The sequence below is a fragment of the Tabrizicola sp. genome, assembly GCF_031377265.1.
GTDB lineage: Bacteria > Pseudomonadota > Alphaproteobacteria > Rhodobacterales > Rhodobacteraceae > JAUYQR01.
On the sequence record NZ_JANMET010000041.1, the window covers coordinates 24,792 to 40,350 of the forward strand.

Below are 15,559 nucleotides of genomic sequence, written 5' to 3' on the forward strand. Positions count from 1 at the left end.
CCCTACGTGTCCCTCGAGCAAGTCGGTGTAGCGCAAGGCGAGAAGCACCTTCACACTAGGCGTGATGATCATCGTGGTGCGGTTTCCCCTCGGCCTAAATGCCGCAGGACAGTATGCGGATCGTTGTTGGCGGTTCTGGGCACGCGCCTCAAACCACGCGAGTTGAAGTCCCAGTACTAGTGCCAGTGGAGGGGCGGGCAGCGGGATTACGATGCGCGCGCTCGTCGACTTCCACCTCGCCGTCATCCAGCCGGGCACGCCACTTGCGCAGTCCGTCGGCGAGAGAAATAGCGCGATCATATAGTCGCCTACGCCCATGCCGCGCCATTTCATCGCCTAGACATGCGTCGCGAAACACGCAAGCAATGCCCTGCTGTGCATGTTCGTGCTCACGCCACAGCGTCGTCGGGCGTGCTTTCCAGTGCTTCCAACAGCTTCTCACGGCGCAGTTCCTGCTGATATTCCAGCTGTTAGCGTGCAGAATCCTCGCCCGCGAAATACCTCAGCTTGTGATCAAATGTGCGCACTGTCAGTTGAGGCTTGCGGCAGTAAACCGTCCTCGTCACACCGCTGCGCTGCCATGCTTCGATATGGACCCGCCAGAACGACCTCCGCGCCTTGTTCTCGAAAGGTCTCGAAGTCACCGGCAATCCTCCCCACCACGAAGGAACCCGACATGCTGCGATATTGCACCCCCTAAAGGCCGTGCAAGGTCCGGACGCTTACGCACGGGAAGACGATGGCAAGATAAAGGGCCGCGAGGTGCGGCCATGGGCGGTTGTGGTTTTTTAAATGGTTACAGGCAGAGTTGGCACATCGCGCCACAGGGGCGCAGCCTGCAAACTCGTCCCCTTTCCAGTGATCTGAATTGCTTGGAACGATGTGCGGCGTTCGCGCAATGACCGGTGAAAACGAGTTCCGCATCCGGCCCGGCAGGATCCGCGACAGGGGCCGACAGGCGGTCCTTACGCCTCGCTCTGTCCTGGCGCGGCCCGGGACCTTTGTCGGCGAAGTGCAGCAGGGGCCATGCGCCGGGCCGGGCATGGCCCTTGCCGCCCGGAAAGGGCCGGGATGGGAAGTGGGCGGTGCAACGCGCGGGGCTGGGACGCGCAGATCGCGGCGGGGTTGAAGGGTAAGAGCGGGTGGGGTCGGGATGCGAGCGGTGTCCGGACCCGCGCGCGACGGGTGGCGGTGACCGCGCGGATCGTGAAGCTCAACCCGCAGCGGGCTGCTGCGGTGGATTTCGAGAAGGCCATTGTGTGGATCAAATGGCTCGGCACCCACAAGGACTCTATGACCGGACCTGCGTTAAGGAGATTGACCATGGCGACTGACATAAAGCCGATCCGCAGCGAAGCGGACTATGATGCCGCGATGGAGGCGGTCGCGGCACTCTGGGGTGCGGCCAGCGGCACGCCGGAGGGCGACCGGCTCGACGTGCTGGCCACGCTGATCGACGCTTATGAGACGAAGCACCATGCGATGGACGCGCCCGATCCGATCGAGGCGATCAAGTTTCGCATGGAGCAGCAGGGCCTGACCAGCAAGGACCTGGCGGCATGCGCACGCGGATCACCGAGGTGTTCAACCGCAGGCGGGGCCTGTCAATCGACATGATCCGCCGCCTGCATGACCGGCTGGGGATTTCCGCGGAGGTGCTGATCCGGCCCTCTCGCAGGGACGCGGCGTGACCGCGACGGCTGCTTCGACCTGTCCGGCAGCCGTCCTTCCTCGCATTAATATCGCCGACCGCGCAGCTAGAAAGGCGGCCGGGCACCTTGCTGCTCTTGGCCCGCTGTCTCACTCCAGATTGAGTCGCGCCTCTCATCTTGAAACCGAAGCCAATGCGATATGGCCTGTCTTTGCGCGACGCGAGTTGATGCGACCTCGACGGGTCGGCATACCAAGTCCATCCTTGCATGTTGAAGGGAATGCAGGAGGCAGTTCGCCGGTGATTGAGCGAAAATTGGCAAGTAGCTGCTACTGCCCGCCTCCAGAACGACGCGGGCTCTCGCGAGGTGAGCCAGCAGAGTACATTGGGGTAGGCGCCTCAAAATTCGATGCCCTGGTTGCGGATAGGCGCATGCCAGCGCCAAAACGCATCGACGGTCGGCGTGTCTGGGATCGCCGCCAGCTTGATCGCGCATTCGACCAATTGGCAAGTGGCGCAAATTTGGAGGCAAACCCTTGGGACGCCTGACGGCACAAGATCGATGAAGATGCGGCGCATGAAATACTTGGTCGACGACACTGACCGGCACGGCAATGTCCGGATCTGCTACCGTCGGAGCAGGCAGCCCAAAGTCAGATTGCGCGGACCAGTGGGGTCGCCTGAATTTCTAGCCGACTATCAAATCGCTGCCTCTTCGAAGTCGTCAGCTACCCCAAAGAAGGCGGTTGCGAAGGAGCAAGAGGGTCAGGCCGAACGCTGAGGTGGCTCTGCATGCAGTATTTTAGCTCACCAATGTGCCTCCAACTCGATCCGACCACGCGTCGGACACGCCGTTCTGTTCTTGAGCGGTTCTGCGACAGCAACGGCGATGGTGACAAACCCTTCGCGCAGCTACTTCCGCGCCATCTAAGAGTACGCCGTGATGCGGTCATGAACACACCAGCTGCGGCCAACACGATGATCAAGGTCCTGCGCCAGCTGTTCCGCTTCGCTGTAAGGTACGACCTGCATCACTACAATCCGGCGGCACAAGTCGAATATCTGCCGGTGAACCCCGAAGGCTATCACTCCTAGACGCTTGACGAGATCAACGCCTACGAGAGCACCCATCCGTCGGGCACCATGGTCAGACTGGCGCTTGCGCTTTACACCGGACAACGCTGGTCAGATCTCGTCCGCTTTGGCTGGAATGACGTCCACGAGGATCGCGATGGTGTCCTTTGGTTGATCTTCACGCAGCAAAAAGGGCGCAATCATCATCCCATCAACCTCGAAATTCCCATCATTCCTGACTTGCAACGATTCCTCGCAGAGGACGGGGTTGGGGACACCACTTTTTTGGTTAACGATTATGGCAGGCCTTTCACAGTCGCGGGCTTTGGCAACCGCTTTCGTAAGTGGTGTGATGCCGCGGACCTGCACAATTGTTCCGTCCATGGTCTGCGCAAAGCTGCCGCGGCGCGTCTGGCTGAACTTGGGTGCAGCGAGTTCGAGATCATGTCGATCACCGGCCATCAGACGTCCAAGGAAGTCACGCGCTATACAAAGGGGGCCTCGCAGAAGCTCCACGCTGCTAGCGCGCTACAGAAGCTCACCAAGTCGGTGCCCTCGCAAAAAAGTGTCCCACTTTTAACAGCCAGACCAACCGGTGGGACAATTGTGCGCACCAAGCGCATGCATTACAACGACAATCTTGAAAAGTGGCAGCCCGTAGGGGAGTCGAACCCCTCTTACCTGGTTGAAAACCAGGTGTCCTAACCGATAGACGAACGGGCCACTGTCGCGGTTCCTAGGCGACGGATCGCCCCCGCGCAAGAGTGAAAGTGTGCGTCAGCTGTCGATCCGGGCCGCCATGAGGGCAATCGCCTGCTGATAGACCTTTGCGGCATTCCATTCCTTGATGACCAAAAAGTTCGGCTCGCCTTCCTGATAGCCCTTGCCCGGCTTCCAGCCTTTCTGGCGCAGGTAATTTGCCGTCGACGCCATGGCATCCGTCATGTTGTTCAGATCAACCTGGCCGTCGCCGTTGCCGTCAACGCCGTAAGCAAGCGCATTGCCGGGAAGGAACTGGGTGTGGCCCAGCTCGCCGTGCTTGGCACCAACGGATGTCTGGGTGATCGACCCGCGATCCACAAGGATGAGAGCCGCAATCAGGTGCGGGGTGAAGAAATCCGTACGTCGGCAATCGTACGCCAGCGTCGCAATGGCCGAGACGACGTTGGTGTCACCCATAAAGCCGCCAAATGCGGTTTCCATGCCGTGAATAGCGATCAGAATTCCCGCTGGAACGCCATATTGTGCCTCCAAGCCGGCGTAGAAGTCGGCGTTCTTGGCCTTTCGCGACCGGCCCTGCGCAATGATCGTTTCGCCCCCGCGCACCTGCAGGAACTTGTCGAGGGTATACTTGAAGCTTTTCTGATTGCGATCAGCAGAGATCGTCGCCTTGGAATACGAGGTCGCCATCAAGGCCGCGATCCCGCGATCGCTGACCCCGGCGGCCGCGGCTTCAGCGGCCATCGCAGGCTTCCAGCTTTCGTACTGGCCACCTGTGTCGCTGCAAGGGGCGGAAAATGCGGAAGAGCCGAAAATCGACACGCCGAAAGAAACAACATAACTGAACAGATTGAAGTAATGTGGCACAGGATCACCCTTTGATTGACTGGCCACACTCTATTAAGAGAATGGCAACAATCAAGCGTGAGGATGCGCAAGCCGTGCAACTGTTACCAGTGTAGCGGCGCAGGTCCGGTGAAATCTTGCAGCCAAAGTTTCGTGGCAGGGGCAGTCGCCCTGTTTGCACTGCAGGTGACCGCTATGTTCGGAGGATGGTGGCGATGTACAGGACGAAAGCCCGCGCTAGAGTGCGTGTTACCCCGGTACCATTGCTAGGCCCTGTAAAGTCCAGCAGAACCGCAAAACACGGTCAATCTTTGGGAAAAATGGCAGCCCGTAGGGGAGTCGAACCCCTCTTACCTGGTTGAAAACCAGGTGTCCTAACCGATAGACGAACGGGCCACGCTTTTTTGACAGAGCGGTGCATAAAGCCGCGCCGGGGGTTCTGCAAGCGGAAAATGCCGAGGCTTTTGCCTCATGCGACCGCAGCGTCCTCAAGGCGCAGTTGTACCCGTGATCGTCCGTTCCAATGGTTCAGCTCCAGCCGTCCGGCAAGGTGAAACCGCCGGTGGCCAGCGCTCTCAAGAGCCGGACCAAGCGGCGTATCAAAAGCACCGAAAGCGATGGCATCAAGGGTAGGGCCGGAACCGTCGGTGATCGACAACTTGAGGTGGCTGTCACCCAGGCGGCGGGCGGTGACTGCGGCATTGGCAAAGGCAAACCGCGGGGCCGGGGCGGCGGCACCGAATGGCCCGGCGGCCTCGATCTGTTCGATCAAGGCAAGCGTTGCCGCCGAGGTCAGCAAGAGACTGTCGATGCGCAAATCGCCCGCCCCCACGTTGGCCGCGCCCTGCCGTGCCAAAAGTTCGGCTAGGCGGGCCATAGCGGGTTCTAGTTGATCCCGGCGCAGCGCGAGGCCCGCCGCCATCTTGTGCCCCCCACCCTTGATCAACAACCCTTCGGCAGCAAGGCGCTGGATTGCGGCTCCCAGATCGACGCCTGCGATGGACCGGCCCGACCCCTTTCCTTCATCCCCGGCAAAGCCGATCACGATGGCCGGGCGATGGGTGGCCTCTTTCAGGCGGGCCGCGACAATGCCCACGACACCGGGGTGCCAGCCATCACCGGCTGCCCAGACAAGCGGGCCGTTGACACCGCGCCGTTCGGCCTGGGCGAGGGCTTCTTCGCGCACCAGGCTCTCGATCTCGCGCCGGTCGGTGTTGAGCTGGTCGAGCCGGGCCGCAAGTGCGGTGGCCTCGGTCGGGTTGTCGGTTGCCAGCAGTCGCGCGCCGAGGTCGGCTTGGCCAATCCGGCCACCCGCATTGACCCGCGGACCCAGCAGAAACCCAAGCGCGTAGGTGGTGGGGGCCTGATCCATCCGCGATATATCGGCAAGGGCGCGCAAACCCGGGCGATCCCTGCGGGCCATGACCTTCAGCCCCTGCCGCACGAAAGCCCGGTTGACCCCAACCAGTGGGGCCACGTCGGCGACGGTGGCGAGGGCCACGAGGTCGAGCATGGCCATCATGTCGGGGCCCTGCCGGCCTTGGGTCCGCAACTGGCGGTTGGCTTCGACCAACAACAGGAAGACCACCCCGGCGGCGCAAAGATGGGCGAGGGTGCCGTCTTCATCCTGGCGGTTCGGGTTCACGACGGCGAGGGCTGCGGGCAGGATTTCAACCGCGAGGTGGTGATCAAGGATGATCACATCGGCCGCTTTCGCCGCGGCGACGGGGTCGTGGGAAAGGGTACCGCAGTCGACGCAGATGATCAGGTCGTGGCTGGCGGCAAGGCTGGCCATCGCGGGGACGTTCGGACCGTAGCCTTCGTCGATCCGGTCGGGAATGTAGAGGGTGGCGTCGCGGCCCATGGCGCGCAGCCAGACAAGGAGGAGGGCGGCTGAGGCGCCGCCGTCGACATCGTAATCGGCGAAGATGGCGATGCGGTCACGGCTGAGGGCGGCCTTTACGAAACGGGCGGCGGCAGGAGCCATGTCGCGCAGGGAGAGGGGATCGGGAAGGAGGTCACGCAGGGAGGGGGCGAGGAAGGCCTCGGCCTCGGGAGGGGCGACGCCGCGGGAAACGAGGAGGCGGCAGAGCGCGAGGGGGAGGCGGGTCTGCTGGACCATGGCCTCGGCGAGGCGGTCCGCCTCGGGGGTGGGGCCGGTCCAGCGGCGGCCAGTCAGCGAGGTCTCCACATCAAGAAAAGCGCGGGGTTGGGTCATGGCTGGCCGTGCGTTTTGGATTTGTCCACGCGTGGACAAACTTGCAAGCTATTGAAATCATGAGACCGGGGCAATTTCCTTAACCCTTTGGAAAGGATTTCGCCCAACCTTTTCACTTCACCGGACTGCGGTAGGAAATCCGCCGCACAGTCCCGGTTTTGGAGCGCATCAGGATCGTCTCCAGCGTCACCCAGCCCGGTTCACGCTTGATCCCCGCCAGCAGCGAGCCGGTGGTCACGCCGGTTGCGGCGAAGATCACGTCGCTGCGCACGAGGTCATCGCGGGTGTAGACGCGATCAAAGTTGGTGATACCGGCCTTGCGCGCGCGGGCGCGTTCGTCGTCGTTGCGGAACAACAGTTTGCCGAAGAACTGCCCGCCCATGCATTTCAGTGCCGCAGCGGCCAGCACGCCTTCGGGCGCGCCACCGGAGCCCATGTAGATGTCGATGCCGGTCAATTCCGGTTCGGCGCAATGCATGACACCGGCCACGTCACCATCGGTGATCAGGCGGATCGCCGCACCGGTGGAGCGAACCTCGCGGATCAGTTCTTCGTGCCGGGGACGGTCAAGGATGCAGACGGTGATGTCGTTGGTGGAGCAACCTTTGGCGGCGGCCAGGGTGGACACGCGTTCCGAGGGGCTCATCGTCAGGGTGACGAGGCCGGGTTTGTGGCCCGGTCCGATGGCAAGCTTTTCCATGTAGACGTCGGGCGCGTGCAGCAGCGTGCCGCGCGGAGCCATCGCGATCACGGTAAGGGCATTCGGCATGTCCTTGGCGGTCAGCGAGGTGCCTTCCAGCGGGTCAAGGGCGATGTCCACGGCCGGGCCGTTGCCGGTGCCGACCTTTTCGCCGATAAACAACATCGGAGCCTCATCGCGCTCGCCCTCGCCGATCACCACCACACCGGCGATGTCGAGAAGGTTGAGCTGGTCGCGCATCGCGTTGACGGCGGCCTGATCGGCGGCCTCTTCATCACCACGCCCGATCTGCCCGGCAGACGCGAGGGCGGCGGCTTCTGAAACCCGGGCCAGACCAAGCGACAGCATGCGGTCTTGAAATTGCGTTTTGTCGGACATTGAACGATGCTCCCGCGTGATTTGACTTCTGGTCTAGCCGGGCGAAGGGATCAGAGCAAGGTAAGTGGCGGACTGCCGGGGTAAAATCGAACCTGTCTGCACTGGCGGGCGTTCGCTTTGCTGTTTGACGCGGTGGTCGGTGCTTCGACGGGAAATGGAGAGCGAGCATGGCCGACAGATTCTATCGGGCGGCAGAGTTGCCATGAGGCGGGGGGCAACTGTTCGACGAGCCGCAGTGCATGTTCGGTCTGCGAACCTGGCTGGACGGTGAGCAGGACAACATCGTGATGCGAACGTGGCCGGAGGGGAACCTCAACCTTATCTTCTGGCGCCGGGATGGTGTCGAGATCGGCGCGTTCAAACGCTTTGTCGATCAGGGGTTGGTCGAGTTGGCCCATACTCAGTCAAGCGGCGGCGGGCCGGAAATTCAGGCGGTGACGATCCAGAACCTGGACCCTGAGGGGATTGGGATCGACGAAATCCTGTGTTCCCTGCTGTGCGCGATGATGATGTCGGGCGTATCAGGTGGGGTGTCTGCGGGCTGAGGCGGCCAGATTTCTTGGATTCAGACTTCTTCGATGCGGATGGCGACAGGGGCATCGACCAATACGCCGGTTGCGGCAAAGCCGGCGGTGGCATGAGCGATGTCGTCGGGCGCGGCCTTGTGGGTGACAATCAGCACGGTGGCATGGATGCCAACGTGGCCGTACTGGCGCATCTGGTCGATCGAAATGCCAGCCTCGCCAAGGCAGGTGGCGATTTTGGCCAAGGCGCCGGGTTTGTCGAGCAGCGTCATGCGCAGATAATACGGGGCCGGGGTGGCCGATCTTGCGGCAATCGGCGTGGCAAGCTGATTGGCGGGGATGCCGAAGGTGGGCAGACGCAGGCCACGGGCAAGGTCGATGACATCGCCCATCACGGCGCTGGCGGTGGGGCCCATGCCGGCACCGGGGCCGCGCAGCACGATCTGGCCGACGGCATCGCCTTCCAGCACCACCATGTTGGTGCCACCTTGCAGCTGGCCAAGCGGGCTGTCGGCAGGGACAAGGCAGGGGGTCATGCGTTGTTCAAGGCCACGCCCGGTCATCTGCGCCACGCCCAGCAGTTTGATGCGGTAGCCCATGTCTTGGGCCAGGCGGATGTCGTCGATCGAGACGTTGCCGATGCCTTCCAGCTCCACCGCATCAAAGGATACCTTGGTGCCGAACGCGATGGCCGCGAGCAGCGAAAGCTTGTGGCCCGCGTCGATGCCGCCCACGTCGAGGGTGGGATCAGCCTCCAGATAGCCAAGCTGGCGGGCCTCTTCGAACACCGTGTCGTAGGGGAGGCCAGCGGATTGCATGCGGGTGAGGATGTAGTTGCAGGTGCCGTTCATCACCCCCATCACGCGCTTGATCCGGTTGGCGGCAAGGCCCTCGGTCAACGCCTTGATGACCGGGATGCCACCAGCGACGGCGGCCTCGAAGCGGATGACCCGGCCAAGGGTTTCGGCGGCTTCGGCAAGGGCCTGGCCGTGGTGGGCGAGAAGCGCCTTATTGGCGGTGACGACGTCCTTGCCAGCGACAAGGGCGGCTTCGGTCGCGGCTTTGGCGGGGCCGTCGTGGCCGCCCATCACCTCGACGAACACGTCGACATCCGGGCGCTGGGCCAGGGTGACGGGATCGGCTTCCCAGGCATAGGCGGACAGGTCGGCGTCGCGGTTCTTCTTGCGGTCGCGCGCGGAGACGGCGGTGATGATGACCGGGCGTCCGGCACGGGTGGCGATCAGGTCAGCATGGCGCTGCACGATCTGCACGATGCCAATGCCAACGGTGCCAAGACCGGCAAGACCAATACGCAAGGGGGCGGCGGGCATGGGAAACCTCTGGATCGGCGGCTGTTGCGGTGTCTGTTAGCGGGTTGCAGCGGGCGGCGCAACGCCGGGGTCAGGCGCGACCGACGCGGATCGCAGCAGACAGGCGGGCGCGGGTCGCAGGGTCGAGGATCGGGCCGCGCATCAGGCTGGCGCGGGTCCGGAGCCGTTCTGCGCGGGCAAGAAGTGTGGTGTCGGCAGCGACACTGCCATCGGCCTGAGCCAGAAGCGTGTCGATCGGCACCAGAGCGGGCGGCGGTGCATCAGAAGCGGGAGCCTGCGCGTCGATCTGGGGAAACTGGGCGCATGCTGCGGTCAGGCACAAGACCGTCAGCAGGGCAATGTGGACGGTCATCGGCAGGGCCTCCGGCAAGACTGTTGCAACAGGATACCTGCGGAGGAGCCGGGGTGAAAGGGCAGTTCGCGCCAGACTTATGGTTGGGTGCAAGTGGGATTCATGCAGACGCGGGTGTAAAACCGTGGGCGCGTCACGATGAACTGCCGGAACGTCTGGTCGGTGATCCCGGTGCCGAGGCCGACCACGCCGATGTCAAAGCCCGGATGGTACTCAACCTCGGTTTCCACGACCACGACGGAATCGAGGTTCAGCATTGTCGGGATCTTGTTCTTGAAGGCGGCAAGCTGGATCGACGCAGCGGTGTGCGCAGCCATTTTGTTGCCGGGTGATTTCGAGAACAGCAGAAGATACTTGTTGTTCGGTCCATCATATTGAATCGAGGTTATGCGGATCGACGCCTTTGGCGAATTCAACACCAGAAAGTTCGCCACCGTCTGCATGCCGTTGATGAAGTTCTGATCGATCTGGCCCTGACGCGACAGCAGGTCAGAAATCGAATAGGCGGCCTTTTGCGAGATATTGATCGCGCGGAAAGCATCCCAATACACGAACAGGGCCAGAAACCCCCAGATCAGCATGGGCAGCAGAATCAGCGTTTCGGCCATGATGAGGCCGCTTTCGTCTTTCGCAAAGCCTCTGATGCTATTCCTGAGCGACACGATACGTTCCACCCTTAGCCCGGTTCGTTCACAAAGACGGATGCGGTAACAAGCGAATAGCCTCCGTCATCATCCATGACCAGCCCGGCACCGATTGGGGTGGTCAGAAACATCGGATCCTGCTTCATGCAGACGCGGACAAGCATGATCTGGTTGCCTGCGCCAAGCGCGAATTCCGTCGCAGGAACAGCCTGCATCGGATCAATCGGCGCGCTGCGATCAACACAGCTTGTGGGCGTGATCGGCATGGCGAAGGTCGCAGTGTTGACCGGCTGCAGCCAGATCTTCAGGCCCTTTTGGCATTCAGCGGGTGATCCGGCCAAAAGGATGGATCGGGCGCAGATTTCCTTTTTCAGGTCGGTATGGGTCACACCGACAAGCATGCCGAGCCGCAGATCGCGGATCACCAGATCCACCGCACGTTCCAGCATCACATGGCGCGCCATGTAAAAACTGCTTTCGAAAGATGACATGAAGATCGTCATCACCAGTGGGAAAGCAATCACGAACTCGATTGTCACAGCGCCCTCGTCGCTGTGCAAAAAGCGCATCCAGCTGGAGAGAAGCGATTTCATTGGGTCAACCTCAGTTCCGAGATGTTTGCGGCAATCTTTTGAAACGCATCATTCAGCGCGACATTGCTGGTCGAAGCGAAAAAATAGCTTCCCTTGGGTTCAGATGCGCAGTCAGTAATAGCTGTAACACCTTGGGCTGGCGCCTGGAATGCGATGCCGTAAACCTCGATCCCGGCCAGACGAGCGACACTGCAGTTCGTCGACAACAGGCTGTCCATCGTGGTATCGGGCATGTTCTGGGTGCGGAATGCGGCAAGCATGGTGCTGTAGCCCATGCCGCTGACGCCGGAATTGCCGAACAGCTGACGTGCAACCCAGGTGATCCGCGCGACGGCCCAGATCTGGCTCCAGTCCCGTTGCACGGCGGTACCACCCGTGCCGGTTTCGCTGACCCAAGGCGCCGCCCGCCAGGCACCGCCGCAAGGTTGGTTGAGCGCCGTGATCTTGTTGCCAGACGGCGTTGCGGCCCACTTGTGCGGAACCCAGTATTCGTTGGTTCCGGCGCAGGTCGGACGGCCGGTGGTGAACCGGGCGGAATAGTTGTTGTCGGCGGTGCTGCGCCAGATGTTGGAAAGTCCGGTCTTGTAGGCGTCAGGCACAAGGTTGGTAGACACGTGGTCACCGTCGGTCATCAGCACGATGACCTTGCGGGTCAACGGATCGGTGTTCGACGCGGGACGATCCGAAACGCCGGCGTCAGCAATGTTCTGATAGATCGGCTTGGCGGTTTCGTCGATAAGTGCCACGCCCCAACGCATGCCGAGGAAGATCGACGTGTTGCCGCCCGCAACAAGATTGCTGATTTTGGTAAGGATCGGCGCCTTGTTTTTTGTCGGCATCATGACGGTGCCCACTGTGGTGGCATTGCAAGGGTTGGAATAGTTGAACACAAAAGTGCCGTTCGATCCGCTCCACGGTGTGTAGCCAGTGCCTGACCCTGTGGTGGAAGACACTGTATCGGCGTGCGACGCCATCGGCAGCGCCAGTGTGGTGGAGATTGCCGTCTGGTTGAAGATCGTATTCGGCAATTGCAGGCAGTTCACATCTGCCACCGCCCCCACAACGCCGGCTGCGTTTACCGGCACATGGGTTTCGTTGTACTGGGCGCGCAACGAAGGCCCGAGGTTGACCTGGGCATTGTAGGGCACGATGCCGATCGACACCTGGTTCAAGCTGTCATTGGCCTTCACTGTGTTCACGAAATTGGTTGCTGCAGTTCTCAACCCGGCAATCTTGCCGTTGTCATTCATCGACCCGGAAATATCGAGCACCAGGATGATTTCTACCTTGGACACGCCCTGTTCGGCCTTGGAAGCGGTCGGCCCTTCGAGGTAATCAACGTTCAAAAGGTGCATGAAGTAGTTGTTCGATTTGACTTTCGCGGTTGTCGTCACCGTCCGGAAGTTCGAGTTGCCGGTGACTGTGACAGTCGGCGCCGTCATCGAAACCATGGTGGTATCATTGGGGATGTTGGCCTTGGCGAAGTAATCGTTCACCACCGAAGTCGGATCCAGACCCTGTTTCAGGCTGGCGGCCGCCAGGGACGCGCGGTCCATCGTCTGTTGCATCGCGACGCGGCTTGTCTCAAAGCGCATCACGTCAACCGCGATGCCGCCGAACATCAGCATCATGAGAAAGACGAACAGCATGAAGAACGCCATCGCGCCGCGTTCTTCGCGGTGAAAGCGTGCAAATTCCAAACGGATTCGGATAGCGACCAGACTCGCAGCAATTCTGTTCATCACTGTACCCGCTCAAAACACAACAAACCTGTCGGGCAGAGACAGGTTTTCCCAACTCTTATATCTCCACAACTTTGGGCAGAAGTGTGGCAAAGGATTGTCGAAACCTTAAAAATCATGGGTTTTGGAAACGATCTATTGCCGCAATCGCCATTGTATGCGGCGCGTGACAACAAGATTCACCCTGTGATTGTGGATTATGGCAAGAATTGCACGCTTAGATCACAGCTGATTCGGCCTTGCCGCTCTGCCGCAGTTTTGCCGCAATCGATTCCTCGTGGCTGCAGATTTGCGGGCGGCGATGGTTCGGGCAGCATTGCCGGGTGCATCGGGTGCCTTTCGCCGGTAGGGTGCCGCCATGGTGCAGGTTTGCACCACGCCTGACAGGGAGGGATGGCATGCACGTTTCCGGAGAGCCAAGTTTTCGCGAGTCGGTCGACCTGATGTTCAATCGGGCGGTCAAGCTGATGGATATGAGCCCGGGACTGGAGCAGAAGATCCGGGTCTGCAATTCGACCTACACGGTGCGGTTCGGGGTGCGGCTGCGCGGCAAGATCGAGACGTTCACCGGCTATCGGTCGGTGCATTCCGAGCATATGGAGCCGGTGAAGGGCGGCATCCGCTACGCCCTCAGCGTCAACCAGAACGAGGTGGAGGCGCTGGCGGCGCTGATGACCTACAAATGCGCGCTGGTGGAGACGCCGTTTGGTGGGTCGAAGGGCGGTTTGTGCATCGACCCGCGCGCCTGGGATGAGCATGAGCTGGAGCAGATCACCCGGCGGTTCGCCTATGAGCTGATCAAGCGCGACCTGATCCATCCGGCGCAAAACGTCCCCGCGCCAGACATGGGCACGGGCGAGCGCGAGATGGCCTGGATTGCGGACCAGTATGCCCGGATGAACACGACGGATATCAACGCCAAGGCCTGCGTCACCGGCAAGCCACCGCATGCAGGTGGTATTCAGGGCCGGGTTGAGGCGACGGGGCGGGGCGTGCAGTATGGGCTGCGCGAGTTCTTTCGCTATCCCGAGGATGTGGCGAAGGCCAAGCTTTCGGGAAGCCTTGATGGCAAGAGGATCATCGTTCAGGGCCTGGGCAACGTGGGCTACCATGCGGCGAAGTTTCTGAGCGAAGAGGATGGCTGCAAGGTCATCGCGATCATCGAGCGGGATGGGGCGTTGGTCAACGATGCCGGGCTGGACATTGAGGACGTGCGGCAGTGGATGAACCGACATGACGGGCTGATGGCGGGCTATCCCGATGCAAAGCATGTGGCGGACGGTGCGGCGCTGCTGGAGGAGGCGTGTGACATCCTGATCCCGGCGGCGCTGGAAGGCGTCATCAACATGAGCAACGCCGCCCGGATCAAGGCGCCGCTGATTGTTGAGGCCGCAAACGGACCGGTAACCTTTGGCGCGGACGAGATCTTGCGCGCAAAGGGCGTCGTCATCATCCCGGACATGTATGCAAACGCGGGCGGCGTCACGGTCAGCTATTTCGAATGGGTCAAGAACCTGTCGCACATCCGCTTTGGCCGGATGCAGCGGCGGGCGGAAGAGGCGCGGCATATCCTGCTGGTGGAAGAATTGGAACGACTGTCGAAGGAAAAGGGTGTCAGCTGGACGATGTCACCGGGATTCAAGGACAAGTATCTGCGCGGCGCGGGCGAGCTGGAACTGGTGCGGTCGGGTCTGGATGACACGATGCGCACAGCCTACCAGGCGATGCGCGAGGTCTGGCATGGGCGGGAGGATGTGGAGGATCTGCGGGTGGCCGCATACATCGTGTCGATCAGCCGGGTGGCAGCGACATATCGGTCAAAGGGGCTTTAACCAGCAATGCGACAGTTGGCGCTGACCGAGGCGCATCTGACAAAAGTGCACCGTTCGGTTGAGGATGCGGGACCGTCGCCCGGCGTCGAGCTGTTCTCGGAGGCCGAATACGAGGTGTGGGTGCAGCGGATGCTGGCCGCCAACCCCGCGCCGGAGGCGGGGGTGCGGCTGTTCGCCTATGGCTCGTTGATCTGGAAACCCGAAATCGCGCAGACGGCTGAGCGGGTGGGCGTGGCGCTGGGCTGGCACCGGTCATTTTGCTATCGTGTATTGCGCCACCGGGGGACGGCGGAGGCGCCCGGTCTGATGATGGCGCTGGACCGGGGCGGGTCTTGCCAGGGCGTGGTCTATGATCTGGCGCGCGCGGCTGTTGCGGAGGAGTTGGCGCGGCTGTTCCGGCGCGAGTTCACCATCAAGCCCGGCAACGGCCTGCCGCGATGGATCAAGATCAGAACCGAGGCGGGGGTGATCCCGGCGCTGAGCTTTGTGATGAACCGGGGGTCGCCTTTGTACATGGGACGGCTGAGCGCCGAAAAGGTTGCAGCTGTGTTGGCGCGGGCCTGCGGACATTGGGGAAGTGGCGCCGAATATCTGCGCAACACCGTGCAGCATCTGGAAGCGCGCGGCATTCACGACCGCGCATTATGGCGGCTGCAACAGTTGGTGGCGGTCGAGATTGACCGGGTGATCTGATGCCCCCGGCCCCCGGCGACATCTTTTGTCGCATCCGGGCATGACGGCGCGCTGCGCCCTTGGCATTGCACATTCCAGCGGAACCCGGTTCACTGCCGGCAGAATAACCGGAGCGGCGAGATGCGCTATTCAGGGCTGAGGGTGATGGCGGAGGGTCTGTTCGGGAACACCGGATGGAAGCCCGCATGGCGAGACCCAGCACCAAAGGCCGAGTATGACGCGATCATCATCGGTGGTGGCGGGCACGGGTTGGCGACCGCG

General features: G+C 61.7%; 15 protein-coding genes, 2 tRNA genes and 2 pseudogenes. 7 read left to right on the forward strand and 12 right to left on the reverse strand.

Annotated features, from left to right (window positions below; genetic code table 11):
* Window positions 1-470: 470 nt before the first annotated feature.
* On the reverse strand, window positions 471-644 hold the full coding sequence (tnpA, locus tag RMO18_RS21040; protein WP_405053990.1) for an IS66 family insertion sequence element accessory protein TnpA: 174 nt from the start codon (window positions 642-644) through the stop codon (window positions 471-473).
* 541 nt (window positions 645-1,185) lie between these two features.
* Between tnpA and RMO18_RS02460 the strand changes: the two genes are divergently transcribed.
* Complete coding sequence (locus RMO18_RS02460; RefSeq protein ID WP_309663740.1) at window positions 1,186-1,617, forward strand: hypothetical protein; 432 nt, start codon at window positions 1,186-1,188, stop codon at window positions 1,615-1,617.
* 433 nt (window positions 1,618-2,050) lie between these two features.
* On the opposite strand, the gene RMO18_RS02465 is transcribed toward RMO18_RS02460, so the two are convergent.
* Entirely contained in the window at window positions 2,051-2,230 is a 180-nt protein-coding gene (locus RMO18_RS02465; RefSeq protein WP_309663741.1) for a hypothetical protein, read from the reverse strand.
* A gap of 372 nt (window positions 2,231-2,602) precedes the next feature.
* On the opposite strand from RMO18_RS02465, the gene RMO18_RS02470 reads away from it, so the two are divergent.
* Both RMO18_RS02470 and RMO18_RS02475 read left to right on the forward strand, forming a co-directional pair.
* Window positions 2,603-2,746: a hypothetical protein gene (locus RMO18_RS02470; RefSeq protein ID WP_309663742.1), complete on the forward strand. Its 144-nt coding sequence runs from the start codon at window positions 2,603-2,605 to the stop codon at window positions 2,744-2,746.
* Window positions 2,747-2,794: 48 nt separating this feature from the next.
* Window positions 2,795-3,166, forward strand: a pseudogene (locus tag RMO18_RS02475) (tyrosine-type recombinase/integrase); the annotation flags it as partial.
* Between the two features lie 207 nt (window positions 3,167-3,373).
* Here the strand turns inward: RMO18_RS02475 and RMO18_RS02480 are convergent.
* From RMO18_RS02480 to glpX, 5 genes are all read right to left on the reverse strand, one after another.
* Window positions 3,374-3,448, reverse strand: a tRNA-Glu gene (locus RMO18_RS02480).
* A 54-nt stretch (window positions 3,449-3,502) separates the two neighbouring features.
* A complete protein-coding gene (locus RMO18_RS02485; RefSeq protein ID WP_309663753.1) occupies window positions 3,503-4,267 on the reverse strand; it encodes a lytic murein transglycosylase in 765 nt (254 codons plus the stop codon).
* A gap of 345 nt (window positions 4,268-4,612) precedes the next feature.
* A tRNA-Glu gene (locus RMO18_RS02490) sits at window positions 4,613-4,687 on the reverse strand.
* Between the two features lie 73 nt (window positions 4,688-4,760).
* Window positions 4,761-6,509, reverse strand: a complete 1,749-nt coding sequence (recJ, locus tag RMO18_RS02495) for a single-stranded-DNA-specific exonuclease RecJ (RefSeq protein WP_309663743.1) — start codon at window positions 6,507-6,509, stop codon at window positions 4,761-4,763.
* Between the two features lie 112 nt (window positions 6,510-6,621).
* A complete protein-coding gene (gene glpX, locus RMO18_RS02500) occupies window positions 6,622-7,587 on the reverse strand; it encodes a class II fructose-bisphosphatase (RefSeq protein ID WP_309663744.1) in 966 nt (321 codons plus the stop codon).
* Between the two features lie 239 nt (window positions 7,588-7,826).
* Between glpX and RMO18_RS02505 the strand changes: the two genes are divergently transcribed.
* On the forward strand, window positions 7,827-8,132 hold the full coding sequence (locus RMO18_RS02505) for a hypothetical protein (RefSeq protein ID WP_309663745.1): 306 nt from the start codon (window positions 7,827-7,829) through the stop codon (window positions 8,130-8,132).
* Between the two features lie 20 nt (window positions 8,133-8,152).
* Here RMO18_RS02505 and RMO18_RS02510 read toward each other — a convergent pair whose 3' ends face one another.
* From RMO18_RS02510 to RMO18_RS02530, 5 genes are all read right to left on the reverse strand, one after another.
* Window positions 8,153-9,442 carry a homoserine dehydrogenase gene (locus RMO18_RS02510; RefSeq protein WP_309663746.1) on the reverse strand — a complete coding sequence of 430 codons (1,290 nt, stop codon included), beginning with the start codon at window positions 9,440-9,442 and terminating at the stop codon, window positions 8,153-8,155.
* 70 nt (window positions 9,443-9,512) lie between these two features.
* The gene (locus tag RMO18_RS02515; RefSeq protein WP_309663747.1) at window positions 9,513-9,794 is read right to left on the reverse strand and encodes a hypothetical protein; all 282 of its coding nucleotides are present in this window, start codon (window positions 9,792-9,794) and stop codon (window positions 9,513-9,515) included.
* Window positions 9,795-9,871: 77 nt separating this feature from the next.
* Window positions 9,872-10,402 carry a hypothetical protein gene (locus RMO18_RS02520; RefSeq protein WP_309663748.1) on the reverse strand — a complete coding sequence of 177 codons (531 nt, stop codon included), beginning with the start codon at window positions 10,400-10,402 and terminating at the stop codon, window positions 9,872-9,874.
* Between the two features lie 68 nt (window positions 10,403-10,470).
* The gene (locus RMO18_RS02525) at window positions 10,471-11,031 is read right to left on the reverse strand and encodes a pilus assembly protein (RefSeq protein ID WP_309663749.1); all 561 of its coding nucleotides are present in this window, start codon (window positions 11,029-11,031) and stop codon (window positions 10,471-10,473) included.
* Entirely contained in the window at window positions 11,028-12,731 is a 1,704-nt protein-coding gene (locus RMO18_RS02530) for a pilus assembly protein TadG-related protein (RefSeq protein WP_309663750.1), read from the reverse strand. Before RMO18_RS02530 ends, RMO18_RS02525 begins: the two co-directional genes overlap by 4 nt.
* A 440-nt stretch (window positions 12,732-13,171) precedes the next feature.
* On the opposite strand from RMO18_RS02530, the gene RMO18_RS02535 reads away from it, so the two are divergent.
* The 3 genes and pseudogenes from RMO18_RS02535 to RMO18_RS02545 form a co-directional block, all read left to right on the forward strand.
* A complete protein-coding gene (locus RMO18_RS02535) occupies window positions 13,172-14,605 on the forward strand; it encodes a Glu/Leu/Phe/Val dehydrogenase (protein WP_309663751.1) in 1,434 nt (477 codons plus the stop codon).
* A 6-nt stretch (window positions 14,606-14,611) separates the two neighbouring features.
* The gene (locus tag RMO18_RS02540; RefSeq protein WP_309663752.1) at window positions 14,612-15,298 is read left to right on the forward strand and encodes a gamma-glutamylcyclotransferase; all 687 of its coding nucleotides are present in this window, start codon (window positions 14,612-14,614) and stop codon (window positions 15,296-15,298) included.
* 120 nt (window positions 15,299-15,418) lie between these two features.
* Window positions 15,419-15,559, forward strand: a pseudogene (locus RMO18_RS02545) (sarcosine oxidase subunit beta); the annotation flags it as partial.